Source organism: Streptomyces sp. NPDC058335, assembly GCF_042723915.1.
Classification (GTDB): Bacteria; Actinomycetota; Actinomycetes; order Streptomycetales; family Streptomycetaceae; genus Streptomyces.
The window spans coordinates 24796-44134 of the sequence record NZ_JBHXHX010000019.1 but is presented as its reverse complement, the minus strand read 5'-3'; the positions used below and the strand labels follow the sequence as shown (position 1 = coordinate 44134).

At 71.1% G+C, this 19339-nt stretch carries 20 protein-coding genes; 6 read left to right on the top strand and 14 right to left on the bottom strand.

Annotated elements, in window-relative coordinates; genetic code table 11:
- Positions 1-151: 151 nt before the first annotated feature.
- Together ACFWJX_RS31245 and ACFWJX_RS31240 are read left to right on the top strand one after the other, a co-directional pair.
- Complete coding sequence (locus ACFWJX_RS31245) at positions 152-1318, top strand: mannosyltransferase family protein (protein WP_383249677.1); 1167 nt, start codon at positions 152-154, stop codon at positions 1316-1318.
- Between the two features lie 238 nt (positions 1319-1556).
- The gene (locus ACFWJX_RS31240) at positions 1557-2588 is read left to right on the top strand and encodes a phosphatase PAP2 family protein (protein ID WP_383249676.1); all 1032 of its coding nucleotides are present in this window, start codon (positions 1557-1559) and stop codon (positions 2586-2588) included.
- A 48-nt stretch (positions 2589-2636) separates the two neighbouring features.
- On the opposite strand, the gene ACFWJX_RS31235 is transcribed toward ACFWJX_RS31240, so the two are convergent.
- A complete protein-coding gene (locus tag ACFWJX_RS31235) occupies positions 2637-2852 on the bottom strand; it encodes an I78 family peptidase inhibitor (protein WP_073497842.1) in 216 nt (71 codons plus the stop codon).
- A gap of 422 nt (positions 2853-3274) precedes the next feature.
- On the opposite strand from ACFWJX_RS31235, the gene ctaD reads away from it, so the two are divergent.
- Positions 3275-4954: a cytochrome c oxidase subunit I gene (ctaD, locus tag ACFWJX_RS31230; protein WP_383249675.1), complete on the top strand. Its 1680-nt coding sequence runs from the start codon at positions 3275-3277 to the stop codon at positions 4952-4954.
- Between the two features lie 57 nt (positions 4955-5011).
- On the opposite strand, the gene ACFWJX_RS31225 is transcribed toward ctaD, so the two are convergent.
- The gene (locus ACFWJX_RS31225) at positions 5012-5725 is read right to left on the bottom strand and encodes a transglycosylase family protein (protein ID WP_383249674.1); all 714 of its coding nucleotides are present in this window, start codon (positions 5723-5725) and stop codon (positions 5012-5014) included.
- Between the two features lie 517 nt (positions 5726-6242).
- Between ACFWJX_RS31225 and ACFWJX_RS31220 the strand changes: the two genes are divergently transcribed.
- Entirely contained in the window at positions 6243-7025 is a 783-nt protein-coding gene (locus ACFWJX_RS31220; RefSeq protein ID WP_383249673.1) for a hypothetical protein, read from the top strand.
- Positions 7026-7117: 92 nt separating this feature from the next.
- On the top strand, positions 7118-7591 hold the full coding sequence (locus tag ACFWJX_RS31215) for a hypothetical protein (protein ID WP_383249672.1): 474 nt from the start codon (positions 7118-7120) through the stop codon (positions 7589-7591).
- An 83-nt stretch (positions 7592-7674) separates the two neighbouring features.
- On the opposite strand, the gene der is transcribed toward ACFWJX_RS31215, so the two are convergent.
- From der to aroH, 5 genes are all read right to left on the bottom strand, one after another.
- A complete protein-coding gene (der, locus tag ACFWJX_RS31210; RefSeq protein WP_383249671.1) occupies positions 7675-9153 on the bottom strand; it encodes a ribosome biogenesis GTPase Der in 1479 nt (492 codons plus the stop codon).
- A gap of 124 nt (positions 9154-9277) precedes the next feature.
- On the bottom strand, positions 9278-9940 hold the full coding sequence (locus tag ACFWJX_RS31205; protein WP_383249670.1) for a lysophospholipid acyltransferase family protein: 663 nt from the start codon (positions 9938-9940) through the stop codon (positions 9278-9280).
- Positions 9937-10623, bottom strand: a complete 687-nt coding sequence (gene cmk / locus ACFWJX_RS31200; protein WP_383249669.1) for a (d)CMP kinase — start codon at positions 10621-10623, stop codon at positions 9937-9939. The genes ACFWJX_RS31205 and cmk overlap by 4 nt, the downstream gene beginning before the upstream one ends.
- A 158-nt stretch (positions 10624-10781) precedes the next feature.
- The gene (locus tag ACFWJX_RS31195) at positions 10782-11867 is read right to left on the bottom strand and encodes a prephenate dehydrogenase (RefSeq protein WP_383249668.1); all 1086 of its coding nucleotides are present in this window, start codon (positions 11865-11867) and stop codon (positions 10782-10784) included.
- The gene (aroH, locus tag ACFWJX_RS31190) at positions 11864-12226 is read right to left on the bottom strand and encodes a chorismate mutase (RefSeq protein WP_383249667.1); all 363 of its coding nucleotides are present in this window, start codon (positions 12224-12226) and stop codon (positions 11864-11866) included. Before aroH ends, ACFWJX_RS31195 begins: the two co-directional genes overlap by 4 nt.
- A gap of 210 nt (positions 12227-12436) precedes the next feature.
- Between aroH and ACFWJX_RS31185 the strand changes: the two genes are divergently transcribed.
- A complete protein-coding gene (locus tag ACFWJX_RS31185; RefSeq protein WP_383249666.1) occupies positions 12437-12841 on the top strand; it encodes a Rieske (2Fe-2S) protein in 405 nt (134 codons plus the stop codon).
- Between the two features lie 6 nt (positions 12842-12847).
- On the opposite strand, the gene ACFWJX_RS31180 is transcribed toward ACFWJX_RS31185, so the two are convergent.
- The 7 genes from ACFWJX_RS31180 to ACFWJX_RS31150 all read right to left on the bottom strand — a co-directional run bounded on the left by ACFWJX_RS31180 (position 12848) and on the right by ACFWJX_RS31150 (position 19212).
- The gene (locus ACFWJX_RS31180) at positions 12848-13870 is read right to left on the bottom strand and encodes an ADP-ribosylglycohydrolase family protein (protein ID WP_383249665.1); all 1023 of its coding nucleotides are present in this window, start codon (positions 13868-13870) and stop codon (positions 12848-12850) included.
- Complete coding sequence (locus ACFWJX_RS31175; RefSeq protein ID WP_383249664.1) at positions 13867-14589, bottom strand: NUDIX domain-containing protein; 723 nt, start codon at positions 14587-14589, stop codon at positions 13867-13869. The genes ACFWJX_RS31180 and ACFWJX_RS31175 overlap by 4 nt, the downstream gene beginning before the upstream one ends.
- A 141-nt stretch (positions 14590-14730) precedes the next feature.
- Entirely contained in the window at positions 14731-15858 is a 1128-nt protein-coding gene (locus ACFWJX_RS31170; RefSeq protein WP_383249663.1) for a pseudouridine synthase, read from the bottom strand.
- A complete protein-coding gene (gene scpB, locus ACFWJX_RS31165) occupies positions 15858-16523 on the bottom strand; it encodes an SMC-Scp complex subunit ScpB (RefSeq protein ID WP_383249662.1) in 666 nt (221 codons plus the stop codon). The genes ACFWJX_RS31170 and scpB overlap by 1 nt, the downstream gene beginning before the upstream one ends.
- Complete coding sequence (locus ACFWJX_RS31160) at positions 16520-17509, bottom strand: segregation and condensation protein A (RefSeq protein ID WP_383249661.1); 990 nt, start codon at positions 17507-17509, stop codon at positions 16520-16522. The genes scpB and ACFWJX_RS31160 overlap by 4 nt, the downstream gene beginning before the upstream one ends.
- A gap of 18 nt (positions 17510-17527) precedes the next feature.
- Positions 17528-18091 (bottom strand): hypothetical protein, encoded by a 564-nt coding sequence (locus ACFWJX_RS31155; RefSeq protein WP_383249660.1) that lies wholly within the window; start codon positions 18089-18091, stop codon positions 17528-17530.
- On the bottom strand, positions 18076-19212 hold the full coding sequence (locus tag ACFWJX_RS31150; protein ID WP_383249659.1) for a ParA family protein: 1137 nt from the start codon (positions 19210-19212) through the stop codon (positions 18076-18078). Before ACFWJX_RS31150 ends, ACFWJX_RS31155 begins: the two co-directional genes overlap by 16 nt.
- Positions 19213-19339: the final 127 nt, after the last annotated feature.

Genomic DNA, 19339 nt, shown 5'->3' with positions numbered 1-19339 from the left:
CGAGTGACACGCAGCGTACGCGAGTTCGCGCGTCGTCCACGTGGCGGACCTCTCACAGCCCCCGGACAACCATGTGGCGTACGCCACTCCCCTCACGGCCCGTCGCACCCCGGCGCACGCTCCGCTTCCGGGCCCCGCCGATAATCGCACCGTGACCGATCTCGAGACCCGTGTGGCGCCGTCCGGCCCCGCGGCCCTGCGCCGGGCTGCCCCCGCCCTCCTGGGGTACGCGGCCGTGCGCGTCCTCGGGCTGCTCGCCCTCGCCGCGTGGAGCGCCGCGCGGGACAAGAGCGCCTACACCTTGTTGACGGCCCGCTGGGACTCCCTGTGGTACACCCGGGTCGCCGAGCTGGGTTACGGCTACGAGGTGCGCCTGCCGAACGGCGACATCCACTCCAACCTGGCCTTCTTCCCGCTGCTGCCGTGGCTGGAGCGGCTGGTCTCGGCGGTGACCCCGTTGTCGTACGCCGACGCCGGTTTCGCCGTCTCCCTGTTCGCCTCGCTCGCCGCGGCCTGGGGGATCTTCGCGGTCGCCGACCGTCTGTACGGGCTGCGGGCCGGGGTGTGCGCGGTCCTGCTGTGGGCGGTGCTGCCGGTCGGGATCGTGCAGTCGATGGCGTACAGCGAGTCACTCTTCACCGCGCTGGCCGCCTGGTCGCTGTACGCGCTCCTCACCGGCCGCTGGGTGACCGCCGGTCTGCTGGCTTCGCTGGCCGGCCTGACCCGTCCGGTCGGACTCGCCGTGGTGGCCGCGGTGTGGGTTGCGGGCGTGGTCTCGTTCGTGCGAGAGCGGAGCACGGCGGACGCGGAGGGCGCGCGCATCGCACCACGCGCCCTCGGTCTCCTCCTCGCGCCCCTGGGCGCGACCGGCTACGTCCTCTGGGTCGGCCGCCGCACCGGGAAGGGCCCTCTCGGCTATCTCGACGTCCAGGCGGGCTGGCGCAACGGTTTCGACGGCGGTTACGCCTTCGCCCGCTTCATCATCGACAAGTTCACGTCAATTCCGTCCGCCTTCGCCGGTCTCGCCCTGATCATCGGCGTCGCCCTGCTGATCCGCCTGTACGTCGCCGGTGCGCGCGGGCGCCAACCGCTCCCGCTGCTGGTGTACACGGGGATCGTCCTCGCGCTCGCCCTGTGCGCCTCGAGCTACTTCGGCTCGAAACCGCGTCTGCTGCTGCCCGCCTTCCCGCTGCTGTTCCCCCTCGCCCTGCCCCTCGCCCGACTGCGGCCCTGGCGATCGGCGCTGGTCGTGGGCGGTGTCGCGGTGGCGTCGGCGGTGTACGGCGCGTGGTGGCTGAACGGCTCCGGCCCGCCCTGACCGCTCCGGGCGGTCGGGTGAGCGGGCGGAGAATGGCGGCCATGCATTCGGTGAACGCATTCATAAGTCAGCTAAAACTGCCCTCCGGAATGATCAAAGGAATTGAACGGAACAGTGTTCGGGGATTGCTGATTCCAGCGGAATAAGTGCCCTTCTGAGAGCAATCCCACATCACATCGTCATCACAAAGCCGTGGATTCGGCGGGGAACTGCACTCACCCGCTGTAACGTCGATTGGGTGCGTACCGAACAAAACCTCACCCGTCTGGACCGGGTGTTCGCAAGGCTGGACCGTGAGCCGGAACGGCCGGCCCACATCGACGTGCCGCAGATGAGCAGGCACCGGGTCGCGCTGTTCTCGGCGACCCTGGCCTTCTACCTGGCCATCGTGTGGCTCGTGGTGACCACCTCGTGGCTGGTCCGCCTCGACTGGCAGGTCATGTTCTTCCGGCCGTACCAGCAGTGGTCCGAAATCCACTGGTTCGTCGACTACTACGTGGTCCTCGGCCAGCGCGGGCCCACCGCCGTCATGATCTGCGCCTGGCTCGGCTGGAGATCCTGGCGCCAGCACACCCTGCGGCCGCTGCTCACGCTCGGTGCGTCGCTGCTGCTGCTGAACATCACGGTGGGCGCCGCCAAGATCGGCATGGGCCGTCTCGGCCCCCACTACGCCACCACCATCGGCTCGAACGAGATGGGTCTGGGCGGCGATATATTTCCCAGCGGCCACACCGCCAACGCGGTCGTGACCTGGGGAATCCTGGCTTATCTGGCCTCCACCCCGCGAGCCCGCCGCTGGCTGTCGGCCCTCTCCGCGGTGACCTCGCTGGGTGTCGGTCTCGCCACGGTCTACCTCGGTACGCACTGGCTGAGCGACGTGGTCCTCGGCTGGGCCGCCGGTCTGCTGATCCTGCTGGCGCTGCCCTGGTGCGAGCCGCTGATCGCGCGCGCCGAGACCTGGATCTTCACGCTGCGCGACCGCTGGCGCGCCCGCCGCACCGGTACGGCGCCCGCGTCGGCCCCGACCCCGGTCCCGGTGGCCGTCCCGCTCAAGCAGCGCGCCCCGGCCGGCCGGACGGACGAGACCACCGCCGCCTGCGAGGCGGCGACCCGTCCGCCCAGGGCGCCGGTCTACCTCGCCCCCGGCCCGCACACGGGCCGCGCGGACCGTGCCCCCGTCGGCAGCCGCCGCCCGCCGCACGCGGACCGGCTCCCGCACGGCCCGAACACCCCGTCCACCCCGGCCGCCCGTCCCCTGACCGGCGGCTGACCTGCTCGCGCGGGGCCACCGGTACGCACAGACCCGGCCCCGCGCGTCTCAGCCCTTCCAGGCCCGCGTCACCCGGCCCTCGCGCACCTCGAAGTTCAGCCGACCCACCCGGTACTCCATCGTGATGATCGTCCCGGGTGCCAGCGAGCGCACCGTCGACCACCCCCGCTCACGGGCGAGCCGCTCGGCCCGGTCGTTCTCGAGGCCGACATATCCGTCCGGACTGTCCTGGGGCTCCGCTGGCGGAGTGGGAATCGGTGCCATACCCGTAACGCTAGGCCGGGGCAGCCGTTCCGGGAACCCCGAACGGGAGATGTGGATCACTCCGGTCACACTTCTGTCACAGGATCACGACACGCGTTTCCGTTCGCATCCGTCACACGAACGGGCGGTTCCGTACGCCTTCCGCAGGTATTCGACCGGCATTTCCGCGTGTCGTACCGGCCCCTTCAATTACCCGGCGGAAAGTTCCCGGAGAACCGTTCCCGGACCCCGTTCCATTCCGATTCCGCCGGGTTCCGCGGGAGCCGAGTCCTCATAGGAAATACACGGCTCCCCCACACAACCTCCGTACGCCCTCTGTCGGGCGCGTGGCGGCGCCAGCATCATGGCGACAGCTCGCGGGCACCCGTGCGGCACGGGCGCCGCAGGGCCCGGGGCACGACGAGCGAAGGGGCGAGCGAGCGATGGGGACGGAGACCGTACCGGCGACGGCACGCGCCGTGGGCGGGAGGCGGGGACGGGTGGTCGTCGACTGGCTGACCACCACCGACCACAAGAAGATCGGGCACCTCTACCTGATCACGTCGTTCGCGTTCTTCCTGATCGGCGGGGTCATGGCGCTGATCATGCGGGCCGAACTGGCCCGCCCCGGGCTGCAGATCGTGAGCAACCAGGAGTTCAACCAGTTGTTCACCCTGCACGGCACCATCATGCTGCTGCTGTTCGCGACCCCGACCTTCGCCGGCTTCGCCAATGAGCTGATGCCGCTCCAGATCGGCGCCCCCGACGTGGCCTTCCCCCGGCTGAACATGCTGTCGTACTGGCTGTTCCTGTTCGGCGGACTCATCGTGACGGGCTCGCTGCTGGTGCCCGACGGGCCCGCCGCCTTCGGCTGGTTCGCCTACGCGCCGCTCAACAACGCGACGCACTCCCCCGGCATCGGCCCCGACCTGTGGATCATGGGGCTGGCGCTGGCCGGCTTCGGCACGATCCTCGGCGCGGTCAACTTCATCACCACCATCATCGGGATGCGCGCGCCCGGCATGACGATGTTCCGGATGCCGATCTTCACCTGGAACACGCTGTTCACGTCGATCCTGATCCTGCTGGCGTTCCCGGTGCTGGCGGCGGCGCTGCTGGTGCTGGAGGCGGACCGGCGGTTCGGCTCGCAGGTGTTCGAGGCGGCCAACGGCGGAGCGCTGTTGTGGCAGCACCTGTTCTGGTTCTTCGGGCATCCCGAGGTGTACATCATCGCGCTGCCGTTCTTCGGGATCATCACGGAGATCATCCCGGTCTTCAGCCGCAAGCCGATCTTCGGCTACCTGACCCTGGTCGGCGCGACGATGGCGATCACCGGGCTCTCGGTGGTCGTATGGGCCCACCACATGTTCGCCACCGGCGCGGTGCTGCTGCCGTTCTTCTCCTTCATGTCGTTCCTGATCGCGGTGCCGACGGGCGTGAAGTTCTTCAACTGGACCGGAACCATGCTGAAGGGCTCGGTGTCCTTCGAGACGCCGATGCTGTGGGCGACCGGCTTCCTGGTGACGTTCCTGTTCGGCGGTCTGACCGGGGTCATCCTGGCGTCACCGCCGCTGGACTTCCACGTCACCGACTCGTACTTCGTCGTCGCGCACTTCCACTACGTCGTCTTCGGCACGGTGGTCTTCGCGATCTTCGCCGGGTTCTTCTTCTGGTGGCCGAAGTTCACCGGCAAGCTGCTCGACGAGCGGCTCGGCAAGATCCAGTTCTGGACTCTGTTCGTCGGCTTCCACACCACGTTCCTGGTGCAGCACTGGCTGGGTGCCGAGGGCATGCCGCGCCGCTACCCGGACTATCTGGCCGCGGACGGCTTCACCGCTCTCAACACCGTTTCCACGATCGGCGCGTTCCTGCTCGGCCTGTCCACGCTGCCGTTCCTCTACAACGTGTGGAAGACCGCCAAGTACGGCGAGAAGGTCGAGGTCGACGACCCCTGGGGCTTCGGCCGCTCCCTGGAGTGGATGACCTCCTGCCCGCCGCCCCGGCACAACTTCACCGCGCTGCCCCGGATCCGCTCGGAGTCCCCGGCGTTCGACCTGCACTATCCCGAGTTCGCGGCGGAGATCCCGCAGCCGGAGCCGGAGAAGCACCAGGCGGGCTCGTGAGCGGGGCCGGGCGGCCCTGTCCGGTGTGCACGCCGGACAGGGCCGCGGGGCCGGGCGTCAGAAGTTCAGCCGCAGGCCCGGCATGATCAGGTCGGGGTTCCCGCCGATGGCCGTCCTGTTCGCGGCGTAGACGCGCTGCCAGGTGGTCCCCCGGCGCGCGGCGATCGTGCTGAGCGTGTCGCCGGTACGGACGGTGTAGTCGCCGTCGCCGCGGGGGGAGGTGCCACGGGAGCCGTGCCCGGTGGAACGCTCGGCGGCGTCGGCCGCCTTCGAGGAGCCGTTCCTGGCCGAACCGTTCGTCGACGAGCCGCTCTTCGAGGAGCCGTTCGTGGAGGAGCCGCTCTTCGAGGAGCCGCTCTTGGCCGGACCGCTCTTGGCCGTGGGCACGCTCCCGGAGGCCCCGGCGCGTGTCGAGCAGGTCGGCCACGCGCCCCATCCCTGGGAGCGCTGCACCTTGGTGGCGACGGCGATCTGCTGCTCCCTGGTGGCCCGGTCGGCGGTCGGCGCGTAGGCCGTGCCGCCGAAGGCGCGCCAGGTGGACGCGGAGAACTGGAGTCCGCCGTAGTAACCGTTGCCGGTGTCGATGTGCCAGTTGCCGCCGCTCTCGCACCGGGCGATGCGGTCCCACACTCCGGCGTCCGCCGCGGCGGCGTTGCCGCCGGCTGCCAGCAGTCCGAGGGGGGCGAGAAGCGCCGCCCCGGCGAGGACCGCTGTCGTACGCGCCTTGGCGGCGCGAGCGTCGACGCGGGTGTCATCGGCACATTCGGACATGTAGATCCCTCTCTACGAACCCGGGTCTCCCCCTGGTCGGAGCACGCCGTCCGCGCGGGAACGCGGTCGTCGTGCTCCGCCCCGTCCGGCGGCGGTGGTACTGCGCGCTGTCCCGCTCTGCGCGGCCGGCGGACGTACCCGGGCGGTGCTCGCTGCACACGGCCGAGCAATCTAGGTCTCCGACAGCCCGTTATCAATCAACTCGCCTTCGCCGCAGGCCAGTTCGCCGTTACCGCCGGTATCGGCGAGATCAGGACACCCACTTCATTCCCTGATTTCCGGATTTGTCGACCAACCTCCCGGTTGCCCTGTGCTCCACCTCACACATCCAACGACCGTAACCCTCTCGTTACTTGACGTTGAGTGGCCGATTCCGCACGTCAGGTGACCCAGCGCGCAGGCGGGTTCGATTCGCTTCGCCGTGCAGCGTGACCCCCGCCACAGCTCGCCCGTTGTCTTCTGCATGAGCCGGGGAGCCACCCGGCCCGCCCACGCACCGCATCCGAGGGAGTCACCCGTGCCGCGCATGCTCGACGTCAGCGACGAGGTACGCGCCGAGATCGGCGCCGAAGAAGCCGACCGGCTGCTCGCCGGAGAGAACGCCCCGGGCAGTTACGACTGCACGTCCTGCCGCACCCCGGGCGACTCCGAGCACGAGCGCACCAGCACCGTCCTGTTCATCGGGGACGACACCGCCGTCCTCGCCTTCGCCCACGCCTCCTGCCTGCCCTCGCAGGTCGTCCAGGTCACCGAGGAGCAGCTCCAGGGCGCCGTCCGCTCGATCAGCGGCGACACCGTCGACCTGGACCCCGACAAGGTCGTTCCCGAGCAGGCCGTGCTCGGCGTGACGAGCGGACTCGTCCTGATCTCCGGGGAGTTGCACCCGGCCCTGGTCGTGGAACCGACCGCGCCCATCGTGCGGCCCGGCGCCACCGACATCGGTGACGACTTCCTGCCGCTGCTCATCGAGCAGGGCTTCATGCCGCTGTCCGAGCTGTCCGAGGTGCCGCCCGTGCAGCACGGCTGGTCCGTGCTGCTGGCGATGGGTCAGCTGCACGCGGTGCTCCAGCCCTCGGTCAACGGCGGCCAGCCGATGGCCTGGTGGCAGGCCCACCAGCCGTTGCAGGTGACGGAGGGCTGGCGGGCCGCCGCCAACAAGCACCAGCAGGTGCTGATGTTCGCGGCACCGGTGGGCTCGATCGGCCGCCAGCCCAGGGAGGACCTGCTGCGGGGCGCGCTGGACAAGGCGGCGGCGAACGGAAAGCTGGTCGGGGCGGCGCTGCCCCTCGCCGGAACCTGAGCCCGCAGGGCGGGGGACGCGGCCGTACCGCCGCGCCCCCGAAGGCCGTCCACCGGCCGCATCCCTTGACCTCACACGTCGTTTGGACATACGTGCACACCTACGACGTTCCCCGCCGCCAGTCCTACCCGATCCCGTCCGCGCGACCGGCCCAGGACTCCCATGGCGGCCCTTCGGCCACGCCGATCTACGACACGCTCTACGCCGAGTACGTCAAGTCGTTCCGCTCCCTGCCGGGTGACCGCAGCGGCGAGGACGAACTGGGGTTCACCGCCTTCGGGAACATCCCGTACAGCACGGGGTCGTACGCGGTGCCGCGGCCGGGGTCGTTCAGCAGCTCGTACAGCGCCTACAGCGCGGGCGCGCAGAGCGCCCGGCTCGGACAGCCGTCGCAGGGACAGTCACAGGTACAGGCACAGCCGCAGTCGCAGTCCCAGTGGCAGCGGGTCGGCCCGCTCGGGCAGGTCGGGCAGGTCGGGCAGGTCGGGCAGGTCGGGCAGCAGCACACGCCCACCGGGATGCACCACATCCCGGCGCTGCCCCCGGCGCCCCGGCGGAGCGGCTGAGGCAGACAGGCAGACAGGCGTGACACGGCCGGAGGGCGGCACCCACTGCGGGTGCCGCCCTCCGGCCGTGTCGTCTCGTCAGGTCATTTCTTCTTGCCGCGCTTCTCGCGCACCCGCACCGAGATGTGGATCGGCGTGCCCTCGAAGGCGAACTCCTCGCGCAGCCGGCGTTCGATGAAGCGCCGGTAGCCCGCCTCGATGAAGCCGGAGGCGAACAGCACGAACCGCGGCGGCTTGGTGCCGGCCTGGGTGCCGAAGAGGATGCGCGGCTGCTTGCCGCCCCGAATCGGGTGCGGGTGGGCCGACACCAGCTCGCCGAGGAAGGCGTTCAGCCGGCCCGTGGGGACGCGGGTCTCCCAGCCGGCCAGGGCCGTCTCGATCGCCGGGACCAGCTTCTCCATGTGCCGTCCGGTGCGCGCCGAGACGTTCACCCGCGGCGCCCACGCCACCTGGGCCAGCTCGGTCTCGATCTCCCGCTCCAGGTAGTAGCGGCGCTCCTCGTCGAGGGTGTCCCACTTGTTGAAGGCGAGCACGATCGCGCGGCCCGCGTCCACCGCCATGGTGACGATCCGCTGGTCCTGCACGGAGATCGACTCGGAGGCGTCGATCAGGATGACCGCCACCTCGGCCTTCTCCACAGCGGCCGCGGTGCGCAGCGAGGCGTAGTAGTCGGCGCCCTGCTGGAGGTGGACCCGCTTGCGGATGCCGGCCGTGTCGACGAACTTCCAGGTGACACCGCCCAGTTCGATCAGCTCGTCGACCGGGTCACGGGTGGTGCCCGCGATCTCGTTGACGACGACGCGCTCCTCGCCGGCCACCTTGTTCAGCAGCGAGGACTTGCCGACGTTCGGGCGGCCGATGAGGGCGATGCGGCGCGGGCCGCCGACCGCCGTGCCGAAGGTCTGCTCGGGCGCCTCCGGAAGCGCCTCCAGGACGGCGTCCAGCATGTCGCCGGTGCCGCGGCCGTGCAGCGCGGAGACGGGGTGCGGCTCGCCGAGGCCCAGGGCCCACAGGTAGGCCGCGTCCGCCTCACCGCTGAGGCCGTCCACCTTGTTGGCGGCCAGCACGACGGGCTTGCCGGCCTTGCGCAGCAGTCGTACGACCGCCTCGTCGGTGTCGGTCGCGCCGACCTTGGCGTCGACGACGAAGACGACGGCGTCGGCGGCCTCGATCGCGTACTCGGCCTGTGCGGCCACGGAGGCGTCGATGCCGAGGACGTCCTGCTCCCAGCCGCCGGTGTCGACGACCTTGAAGCGGCGGCCCGCCCACTCGGCCTCGTAGGTCACGCGGTCACGGGTGACGCCCGGCTTGTCCTCGACGACCGCCTCGCGCCGCCCGATGATCCGGTTGACGAGGGTCGACTTGCCGACATTGGGGCGGCCGACGACGGCGAGGACCGGCAGCGGTCCGTGCCCTGCGGCCTCGATCGCTCCCTCGACGTCCTCGACGTCGAAGCCCTCTACCGCGGCGAGCTCCATGAACTCCGCGTACTCGGCGTCGCCGAGTGCCCCGTGGTCGTGCTCGAAGGAGTCCGAGCCGTCGGGCTGGATGTGGTCGTTCATGAAGTCCGTACCTCTGCGTTCATTCGTGGTGATCGGTGGAGCACCCGTTTTCGGCGGTTTGATCCACTACTCAGTGTCGCCCAGCGTCCGCCCGGACGCCCGGCGTTTCCGTTCTGTCGTGCCGCTATCCCGCGTCCGCCGGCCGGCCGGTGAGCCGTCTGGCGTGCTCCAGGTGGGCGGCCAGTTGCTTCTGGATGCGCTCGGTGGCCTCGTCCAGCGCCTTGCGCGTACGCCGCCCGCTGCCGTCGCCCGCTTCGAACGGGTCGCCGAAGACGACGTCGACGCGGGACCGCAGCGGGGGCAGCCCCTTGAACAACCGTCCGCGCCGCTCGGTGCTTCCCAGTACGGCCACGGGGACGATCGCCGCCCCGCTGCGCACCGCGAAATAGGCGAGCCCCGCGCGCAGCGAGGCGAAGTCGCCCTCGCCCCGCGTGCCCTCCGGGAAGATACCGAGAACGCCGCCGGACTCCAGCACGCCCAGCGCGCGGGTGATGGCCTTGCGGTCGGTGGTGTCCCGGTCGACCTTGAGCTGCCCGATGCCCGTCAGGAACGGGTCGAGGGGGCCGATGAACGCTTCCTTCTTGATCAGGAAGTGCGTCGGCCGGGGCGCCACGCCCATGACCATCGGCCCGTCGATGTTGTGGGAGTGGTTGACGGCGAAGATCACGGGACCGGTCGCCGGAACCTTCCAGGCGCCCAGCACCCGCGGCTTCCAGAAGCCGTACATCAGGCCGACGCCGATGCGCCGCCCGACCTCCGCACCCCGCTCCGAGGGCAGTTCTCTCACTTCGCCGCCCGCTTCTCCCCGACGAGGGTGACCACACACTCGATGACCTGGGTCAGCGTCAGCTCGGTGGTGTCCACCTCGACGGCGTCGTCCGCCTTGGCGAGCGGGGAGGTCTTGCGCGAGGAGTCGGCCGCGTCCCGCTTGATCAGCGCCTCGCGGGTGCTGATCACGTCCGCGCCCTTCAGTTCACCGCTGCGGCGGGCCGCGCGGGCCTCCGGCGAGGCGGTGAGGAAGATCTTCAGATCGGCGTCGGGCAGCACGGTCGTCCCGATGTCACGCCCCTCGACGACGATGCCCCGCTCGGCGGAGGCCGCCAGCGATCGCTGAAGCTCGGTGATCCGCGCCCGCACCTCCGGTACGGCGCTCACCGCACTGACCTTGGAGGTGACCTCCTGGGTGCGGATCGGGCCGGCCACGTCCGTGCCGTCGACCGTGATCGTCGGGTCCGCCGGGTCGGTGCCGGAGACGATCTCGGGCTTCCCGGCGACGGCGGCGATCGCCGTGGGGTCCTCGATGTCGATCCCGTTGCTGACCATCCACCACGTGATCGCCCGGTACTGGGCACCGGTGTCCAGGTAGCTCAGCCCCAGCTGGGCGGCCACGGCCTTGGACGTGCTCGACTTGCCCGTGCCGGAGGGACCGTCGATGGCGACGATCACGGGCTGGGCGGCGCCGTTTTCCACGGGAGGACACCTTCCTGGTGCGAGGCGGTGGGCTACGGGACGAGAATGCGCCCCGCACAAGGTTACTGGGTGCGGGTCACTCATCCGGCCGACGGCCACCGGGAGGGCACTTCCCGACGCACGCGGCCCCCGGCGGCGCCCACCCGGACACCGGTTGCCTACTGCCGCAGCGCCCACCCCCGCTCCCGCAGCGCGGCGCCCAGCACACCCACCGCCTTGGGCTCGACCATCAACTGCACCAGACCCGCCTGCTGCCCCGTCGCATGCTCGATGCGTACGTCCTCGATGTTGACGCCCGCCCGCCCGGCATCGGCGAAGATGCGGGCCAGCTGCCCCGGCTGGTCGTCGATGAGCACCGCCACCACCTCGTACGCCCGCGGAGCGGACCCGTGCTTGCCGGGGACCCGGACCTGACCGGCGTTGCCCCGCCGCAGGACGTCCTCGATGCCGCCGACGCCCTCGCGGCGCTTGTCCTCGTCGGAGGACTGGAGGGCCCGCAGCGCCCGGACCGTCTCGTCGAGGTCGTCGGCGACGTCGCCGAGCAGGTCGGCGACCGGCCCGGGGTTCGCGGAGAGGATGTCGATCCACATGCGGGGGTCGGAGGCGGCGATCCGGGTGACGTCCCGGATGCCCTGCCCGCACAGCCGTACGGCGGCCTCCTCGGCGTTCTGGAGGCGTGCGGCGACCATGCTGGAGACCAGGTGGGGCATGTGGGAGACGAGCGCCACCGCCCGGTCGTGGGCGTCGGCGTCCATGACCACGGGGACGGCACGGCAGTGCGAGACCAGCTCCAGGGCGAGGTTGAGTACCTCGGTGTCGGTGTCGCGGGTCGGCGTGAGCACCCAGGGGCGGCCCTCGAAGAGGTCGGCGGTCGCGGCCAGCGGACCGGACTTCTCGCGTCCGGACATGGGGTGGGTGCCGAGGTAGGCCGACAGGTCGAGGCCCAGCGCCTCCAGTTCCCGGCGCGGTCCGCCCTTGACACTGGCGACGTCGAGGTAGCCGCGGGCCACACCCCGGCGCATGGCGTCGGCGAGCACGGCGGCCACATGGGCGGGCGGGGCGGCGACGATGGCCACGTCGACCGGGCCCTGGGGGGCGTCGTCGGTGCCGGCGCCGAGCGCCGCGGCCGTACGGGCCTGCTCGGGATCGTGGTCCTCCAGGTGGACGACGACGCCCCGCTGGGCGAGGGCGAGGGCCGCGGAGGTGCCGATGAGTCCGGTTCCGATGACGAGCGCGGTTCTCACTGGGCGATGTCCTTGCGCAGGGCGGCCGCGGCGCCGAGGTAGACGTGGTTGATCTCCGAGCGGGGCCGGTCCGACTCGATGTGCGCGAGGAGGCGGACGACCCTCGGCAGGGCGCCCTGGATGTCGAGTTCCTGGGCGCAGATCAGCGGTACGTCGACGATGCCCAGCTTGCGCGCGGCGGCGGCCGGGAAGTCGCTGTGCAGGTCGGGTGTGGCCGTGAACCAGATGCTGATCAGGTCGTCGGCGCTGAGGGAGTTCCGCTCCATGACGGCGGTGAGCAGCGCCCCGACCTGCTCGTCCATGTGTCCGGCTTCGTCCCTGTCCAGCTGGACGGCCCCCCGGACCGCTCGTACCGCCACGGCGCTGCTCCTCGCTGATGTTGGTGACGACTCTCTCCGTCTGTGTTCGCCGTCCAGCGTAGTCAGCCCGGACCGGCCCGGAACACGGCGCCCGCCCGCTGAGACGCGTCCCGTACGCGCTCCGCCGCCGCCGGTCCGCGTCGGGTGTTCTGTGTCACTCTGTCCCTCGGACTCATCCTCTGGTTCCTTCCGCACTTTCGGAGTGACGACATGACCCTCCCCGCCTCTCGCCGGACGGTTCTCCTCGCGACGGGCGCGGCGGCGCTCGCCGTCGGCTGCGGGGAACAGGACGACAGCGGCGACTCGTCCGGAGCCTCCCCCTCCCCCGGTCAGGAGCTGGCGAGTACGGCCGACATCCCGGTCGGCGGCGGCAAGATCTTCAAGGACGAGAAGGTCGTGGTGACGCAGCCGACGCGGGGCGACTTCAAGGCGTTCTCGGCGATCTGCACCCATCAGAGGTGCATCGTCGCGACCGTCGCCGACGGCACCATCAACTGCGCCTGCCACCGGAGCAGCTTCGGGATCGCCGACGGAGCGGTGGCGGGCGGCCCGGCGACCGAGCCGCTGCCCGCGCGGAAGATCACGGTGAAGGGCGACGCCATCACGCTGGCGTGAGCGGGGTCAGTGGTCCCACAGCGCCCCGAGGGTGACCAGTTCGCTCTGGTGCTCGATCCGGTCCGCCCACTCCGTCGGCCAGGCGTCGGACCCGGCGTGCGCGCCCGCGAAGGCGCCGGCCAGGCAGGCGATGGAGTCGGAGTCGCCGGCGGAGCAGGCGGCCCGGCGCAGCGCGGTGACCGGTTCGTCGGGAAAGAGCAGGAAACACAGCAGCCCGGTCGCCAGCGCCTCCTCGGCGATCCAGCCCTCCCCCGTGGCCAGGCACGGGTCCGTCTCCGGTGAGGGGCTGCGCAGAGCCTCCTGGAGCCGCTCCAGGACGCCCAGGCAGTCGTCCCAGCCCCGCGCGATGAAGTGTTCCGGCGTCGGGTCCTGGGAGCGGGTCCACAGGTCGCCGAGCCAGCGGTGGTGGTAGCGGGTGCGGTTGTCGAGGGCGTACGACCGCAGCAGCCCGACCAGGCCCACCGGTTCGGCGCCCTCCGCGAGCAGCCGTACGGCGTGGGCGGTCAGGTCGGAGGCGGCGAGCGCGGTGGGGTGGCCGTGGGTGAGGCCGGACTGGAGCTGGGCGGCACCGGCCCGCTGCTCGTCGCTGAGGCCGGGGGCGAGGCCGAGGGGCGCGACGCGCATGTTGGCGCCGCAGCCCTTGGAGCCGATCTGACTGGCGTCCTGCCACAGCCGCCTGTCGTCCCTCAGCAGGTCGCAGGCGGTCAGGCAGGTCCGGCCGGGGGCGCGGTTGTTCTCGGGCGACTGGTACCAGTCCACGAACTCCTCGCGCAGCGGCCGCTCCAGCCGGGCCGGAACGAGCAGCCCGCGGTCCATGGCCGTGCGCAGGGCCCGCGCGACGGCCAGCGTCATCTGGGTGTCGTCGGAGACGAAGGCCCGCCTGGGCAGCTCCATCTCCCGCCAGGGCCCGCACTTGGCGAGGATGGAGGGGACATCGTTGAACTCGGTCGGAAACCCGAGCGCGTCCCCCAGCGCGAGGCCCAGCAGGGCCCCCGTCGCGGCGCGCTTCCTGACGGTCGTGGTGGTCATGCGGAACGTCCTTCCCGGGGCGGTCGCAGCAGGGGTGGGTGCAGGGTGGTGGCGGTGCCCGCGCGGTAGAGGGCGGCCGGTTTGCCGCGGCCGCCGGTCAGCCGCGCGCCGCCGCCGGGGACGGGCTCGACGAAGCCGGGGGTGGCGAGCACCTTGCGGCGGAAGTTGGGCCGGTCCAGGCCGGTGCCCCAGACCGTCTCGTAGACCTGCTGGAGCTCGCCGAGGGTGAACTCGGGCGGGCAGAAGGCCGTGGCGAGGCAGGTGTACTCGAGCTTGGCACCGACCCGTTCGTGGGCGTCGGCCAGGATCCGGTCGTGGTCGAAGGCGAGCGGCTCGGTGCCGTCGTACGGCAGCCAGCGCGCCTGGGCCGCGTCGCCGCCGCCGCGCGGTTCGGGAGCGTCGGGGAGCAGGGCGGCGAAGGCGACGGAGACGACCCGCATCCGGGGGTCGCGGTCGGGTTCGCTGTAGGTGCGCAGCTGCTCCAGGTGGAGCCCGGAGACGTCGGCGAGGCCGGTCTCCTCGGCGAGTTCGCGCCGGGCCGCGGTCTCGGCGGACTCGTCCGGCAGCACGAACCCGCCGGGCAGCGCCCAGTGGCCGAGGTACGGCTCCTGCCCGCGCTCGACGAGCAGGACGTGCAGGGCGCCCGCCCGCAGGGTGAGGACGGCGAGGTCCACGGTGACGGCGAAGGGTTCGAAGGCGTACTTGTCGTAGCCCCGCATCCGCCTCACCCCCTTTAATAGTCGTACCGACTATAAACCTGGCCGGTGTCCGGGCACAAGAAAGCGGCCGGCCCGGAAATCCGGAACCGGCCGCTCCCACAAGGCGCCTGGAGGTCGAGGCTCTCCAGACGTCGAGGCTCTCTAGAGGTCCACTTCCTGCATCAGCATGCCGACCTCGGTGTTCGACAGCCGGCGCAGCCAGCCCGACTTCTGGTCGCCCAGGGTGATCGGGCCGAAGGCCGTGCGCACCAGCTTGTCGACCGGGAAACCGGCCTCCGCGAGCATCCGGCGCACGATGTGCTTGCGGCCCTCGTGGAGGGTGACCTCGACGAGGTAGTTCTTGCCGGTCTGCTCGACGACCCGGAAGTGGTCCGCCTTCGCGTACCCGTCCTCCAGCTGGATGCCGTCCTTGAGCCGCTTGCCCAGGTCACGCGGGATCGGGCCCACGATGTGCGCGAGATAGACCTTCTTCACGCCGTACTTGGGGTGCGTCAGCCGGTGGGCCAGCTCACCGTGGTTGGTGAGCAGGATGACGCCCTCGGTCTCGGTGTCGAGCCGCCCGACGTGGAACAGCCGGGTCTCACGGTTGGTGACGTAGTCGCCGAGGCACTGCCGGCCCTCGTTGTCCTCCATCGTGGAGACGACACCGGCGGGCTTGTTCAGCGAGAAGAACTGGTACGACTGCGTCGCCACGGTCAGGCCGTCGACCTTGACCTCGTCCTTCTCCGGGTCGACCCGCTTGCCCTGCTCCAGGACGATCTCGCCGTTGACCTCGACCCGCGCCTGCTCGATCAGCTCCTCGCAGGCCCGCCGGGAGCCGTAGCCGGCGCGCGCGAGGATCTTCTGGATCCGCTCGCCCTCCTGCTCGGCACCCGGGAAGGTCTTGGGCAGCTTGACGTCCTTCTTGTTCGCGTACCGCTCGCGGTTGCGCTCCTCGGCCCGCGTCTCGTACTCGCGCGAGGTCGCCGGGACCGACGGCCCGCGCTGCTGGGGCTTCTTCGGACCGCCCTTGGCACCGCCGCGGGCCGCGCCGCCGCGACCGGCCTTCGGGCCCTCGTGCGACGCGCCGGGGCCCACGTCGTAGCGGCGCTCCTCGGGGCGGGGCTTGCTGGGCCGGCCCTGAGCCTCGCCCTGGCCGCCACGACCGCCCTGGCCACGGCCCTGAGCCTGCCCCCGACCCTGGCCCTGCTTCTGGCCCCTGTTGTTGCCGGCGCCGCGGGGGTTGCCGCGCCCACCGCTCTTGCCGCTACCGCTACCGCTGCTTCGCATCAGATTTCCGTCGTCGTCGTGTCCGTCGTGGGACCGTCGTCCGCATCCGGGGCGTCCGGATCGAACGACGGTACGGCTTCCTGGGTCTCGGCCTCGATCGCCTCCGCCTCCGGGAGGAAGGGCGCGAGCTCCGGGAGCTCGTCCAGACCGCGCAGGCCCATCCGCTCCAGGAAGTAGTTCGTCGTCCTGTACAGGATCGCACTTGTTTCGGGTTCCGTGCCCGCCTCCTCGACCAGACCGCGCTGGAGGAGGGTGCGCATCACGCCGTCGCAGTTCACTCCGCGGACCGCGGAGACCCTGCTGCGGCTGACCGGCTGGCGGTAGGCGACCACCGCCAGGGTCTCCAGCGCCGCCTGGGTGAGCCGGGCCTGCTGACCGTCCAGGACGTACCGTTCGACGGCCGGGGCGTACTCGGCGCGGGTGTAGAAGCGCCAGCCGCCCGCGACGAACCGCAGCTCGAAGCCGCGCCCCTGCACGGTGTACTCGTCGGCCAGCTCGCGCAGCGCGTCCGCGACCTGGCGGCGCGGGCGCTCCACGATCTTCGCGAGATGCTCCTCGGCCGCGGGCTCGTCCACGACCATCAGGACGGCCTCCAGGGCGGGCTTGAGGTCGAGGCCGGCGGCGGTACGCGGCCCGGCCGGGGCCTCTGTGGTGTCCTCGCTCACGGCTTCTTCTCCTCCTCCGTCTTCTCCGGCGGCCGGTCGAACTCGTCGGTCACCCTGGGCGGGTCCTCCCCGTGCCCGCCCGTCCAGCGCACCAGGAGTTCCCCGAGGGCGGTCTCCTGGTCGAGGGCGACGGCCTTCTCCCGGTACAGCTCCAGCAGGGCCAGGAATCTCGCCACGACGGTGAGGGTGTCGTCGGTGTCCTCGACGAGCGTGCGGAAGCTCACCTCGCCGAGCTGCCGCAGCCGCGCGACGACGATCCCGGCCTGCTCCTGCACGCTGACCAGCGGGGCGTGGATGTGGTCGACGTACACCTGCGGCTTGGGCCTCGGCTGCATCGCCTTGACCGCGAGCCTCGCGAAGCCCTCCGCGCCGATGCTGATGACGACCTCGGGCAGCAGCTCGGCGTGGTGCGGTTCCAGGCCGACGGTCCGCGGATAGCGGCGGGCCTCCACCTCCAGCCGCTCCTGGAGGATGTCGGCGATCCGCTTGTACGCGCGGTACTGCAGCAGCCGGGCGAAGAGCAGGTCACGGGCCTCGAAGAGGGCGAGGTCCGCCTCGTCCTCGACCTCCGCGGCGGGCAGCAGACGGGCCGCCTTCAGATCGAGCAGCGTCGCGGCGACGACGAGGAACTCGGTCGTCTGGTCGAGGTCCCAGTCGGGGCCCATCGCCCGGATGTGCGCCATGAACTCGTCGGTGACCTTCGACAGCGCGACCTCGGTGACGTCCAGCTTGTGCCGGGAGATCAACTGGAGCAGCAGGTCGAAGGGGCCCTCGAAGTTGGCGAGCCGGACCTTGAAGACGCCGTCGGGGGGCTCCGGGGGGCCGTCGGCCGGGTCCCTGACCGGTACCGGTACCGGAACGGGTTCCGGTACGGCCGTCTCGGGCTGCTCCTCCGGTTCCGGAGGTGCCGCTCCCGGTCCCCGCCCCAACGCACGCCGACGGCCGGCTGGTGCGCCGGAACGGGGGGCGGGATCGTTCGAGGTCATGGCCCCCGCAGGCTACCGCTACCGTCCGCGAAGCCGTCGTACGAGAATGCTGGCGTCTCCGCGGCTCTCCAGGTCGGCGAGGACCACGGCGACCGCCTCGCGGACGATGCGCCCGCGGTCGACCGCGAGTCCGTGTTCGCCGCGGAGCACCAGACGGGCGTGCTCCAGGTCCATCAGTTCCTCGGCGGACACGTACACGGTGATCTTCTCGTCGTGCCGCTCCCGGCCACTGGGCCGGCGGGCGGCGGCCCGCCCGCGCTTGCGCGACTGGGCGTCGGCCTGGGCGGCAGCACCTTCCTGCGGGCCCTGACGCGGGCCGGAGCGTTCCCCGGTGCCCCGGGTGCCGCCCTGCTCGGCGCCGGCCGCCGCGTGTTCGGCGCCCTCGCCGTCCCCGCCCTGTGCGGGCACGGCGTGCGGCGCGTTCTCGGCGGAACCGGGCGCCGCACCGTCGCTGTCCCCCGCCGGAGCGGGAACCCGGGCCTCGCCGTTGGCGGGGCGCCGGGGTGCGGACGGCTGGAGCGCCATTCCCCCTGTCGTACGGAAGAGTTCGTCGGCCCCCGGCAGACTCACTCGGCGGGACACCGGGCGAGCACCTCCCTGGCGAGCTGGCGGTAGGCGGCGGCACCGACGGAGTTGGAGGCGTAGGTGGTGATCGGCTCACCGGCCACCGTGGTCTCCGGGAAACGGACCGTGCGCCCGATGACCGTGTGGTAGACGTGGTCGTCGAAGGCCTCGACGACCCGCGCGAGCACCTCACGGCTGTGCACCGTGCGCGAGTCGTACATGGTCGCCAGGATCCCGTCGAGCTCCAGCTCCGGGTTGAGGCGCTCCTGGACCTTCTCGATGGTCTCCGTCAGCAGGGCGACACCGCGCAGCGCGAAGAACTCGCACTCCAGCGGCACTATCACCTTGTGGGCGGCGGTGAGCGCGTTGACGGTGAGCAGGCCGAGCGAGGGCTGACAGTCGATCACGATGTAGTCGTAGTCGTCCATCAGCGGCTTCAGTGCCCGCTGGAGCGTCGACTCGCGCGCGACCTCGGAGACCAGCTGGACCTCGGCGGCGGACAGGTCGATGTTGCTGGGCAGCAGGTCCATGTTGGGGACCGCCGTCTTCAGGAGCACCTCGTCGGCCGACATCCCCCGCTCCATGAGCAGGTTGTAGACCGTGAGGTCGAGCTCCATGGGGTTGACGCCCAGACCGACCGACAGCGCGCCCTGCGGGTCGAAGTCCACGAGCAGTACCCGGCGTCCGTACTCCGCGAGCGCCGCACCCAGGTTGATGGTCGACGTGGTCTTGCCGACGCCGCCCTTCTGGTTGCACATGGCGATGATCGTCGCGGGACCGTGGTTGGTCAGCGGTCCCGGGATCGGGAAGTACGGCAGCGGGCGACCGGTCGGGCCGATGCGCTCGCGGCGCTGGCGGGCAGCGTCGGGCGCGAGTGTGGCCGCGTACTCGGGGTCGGGCTCGTACTCGGCGTCGGGGTCGTAGAAGTGCCCTTCGGGCAGTTCGTCGTAGTCGGCGAAGTGGTTGCGGGGCGCGCCACTTCCGTCGCCGGCCATGGCGTTCACGTGATGGCCATCCATGCTCTGGTGTGCTGACAGAGCCGTGTGGGGGTTTGACTGGCTCTGGTGGGCTGCGAAGGTTCGGACAGCGACGGAGCCGACAGCCTCGAGCCCCGTGGAGCCCTGACTCCGCGTAGGCATTCCTGGTTGACCACCCCCGGGAGAAAATGTCGACTCATTCACAAGTCGTCTTACCTCCTTGGTGACCAGGAAACTTCTAGACAAGGTCAGCGTGGCACCATGCCGACGGTTGGCGACTCTATGGCGT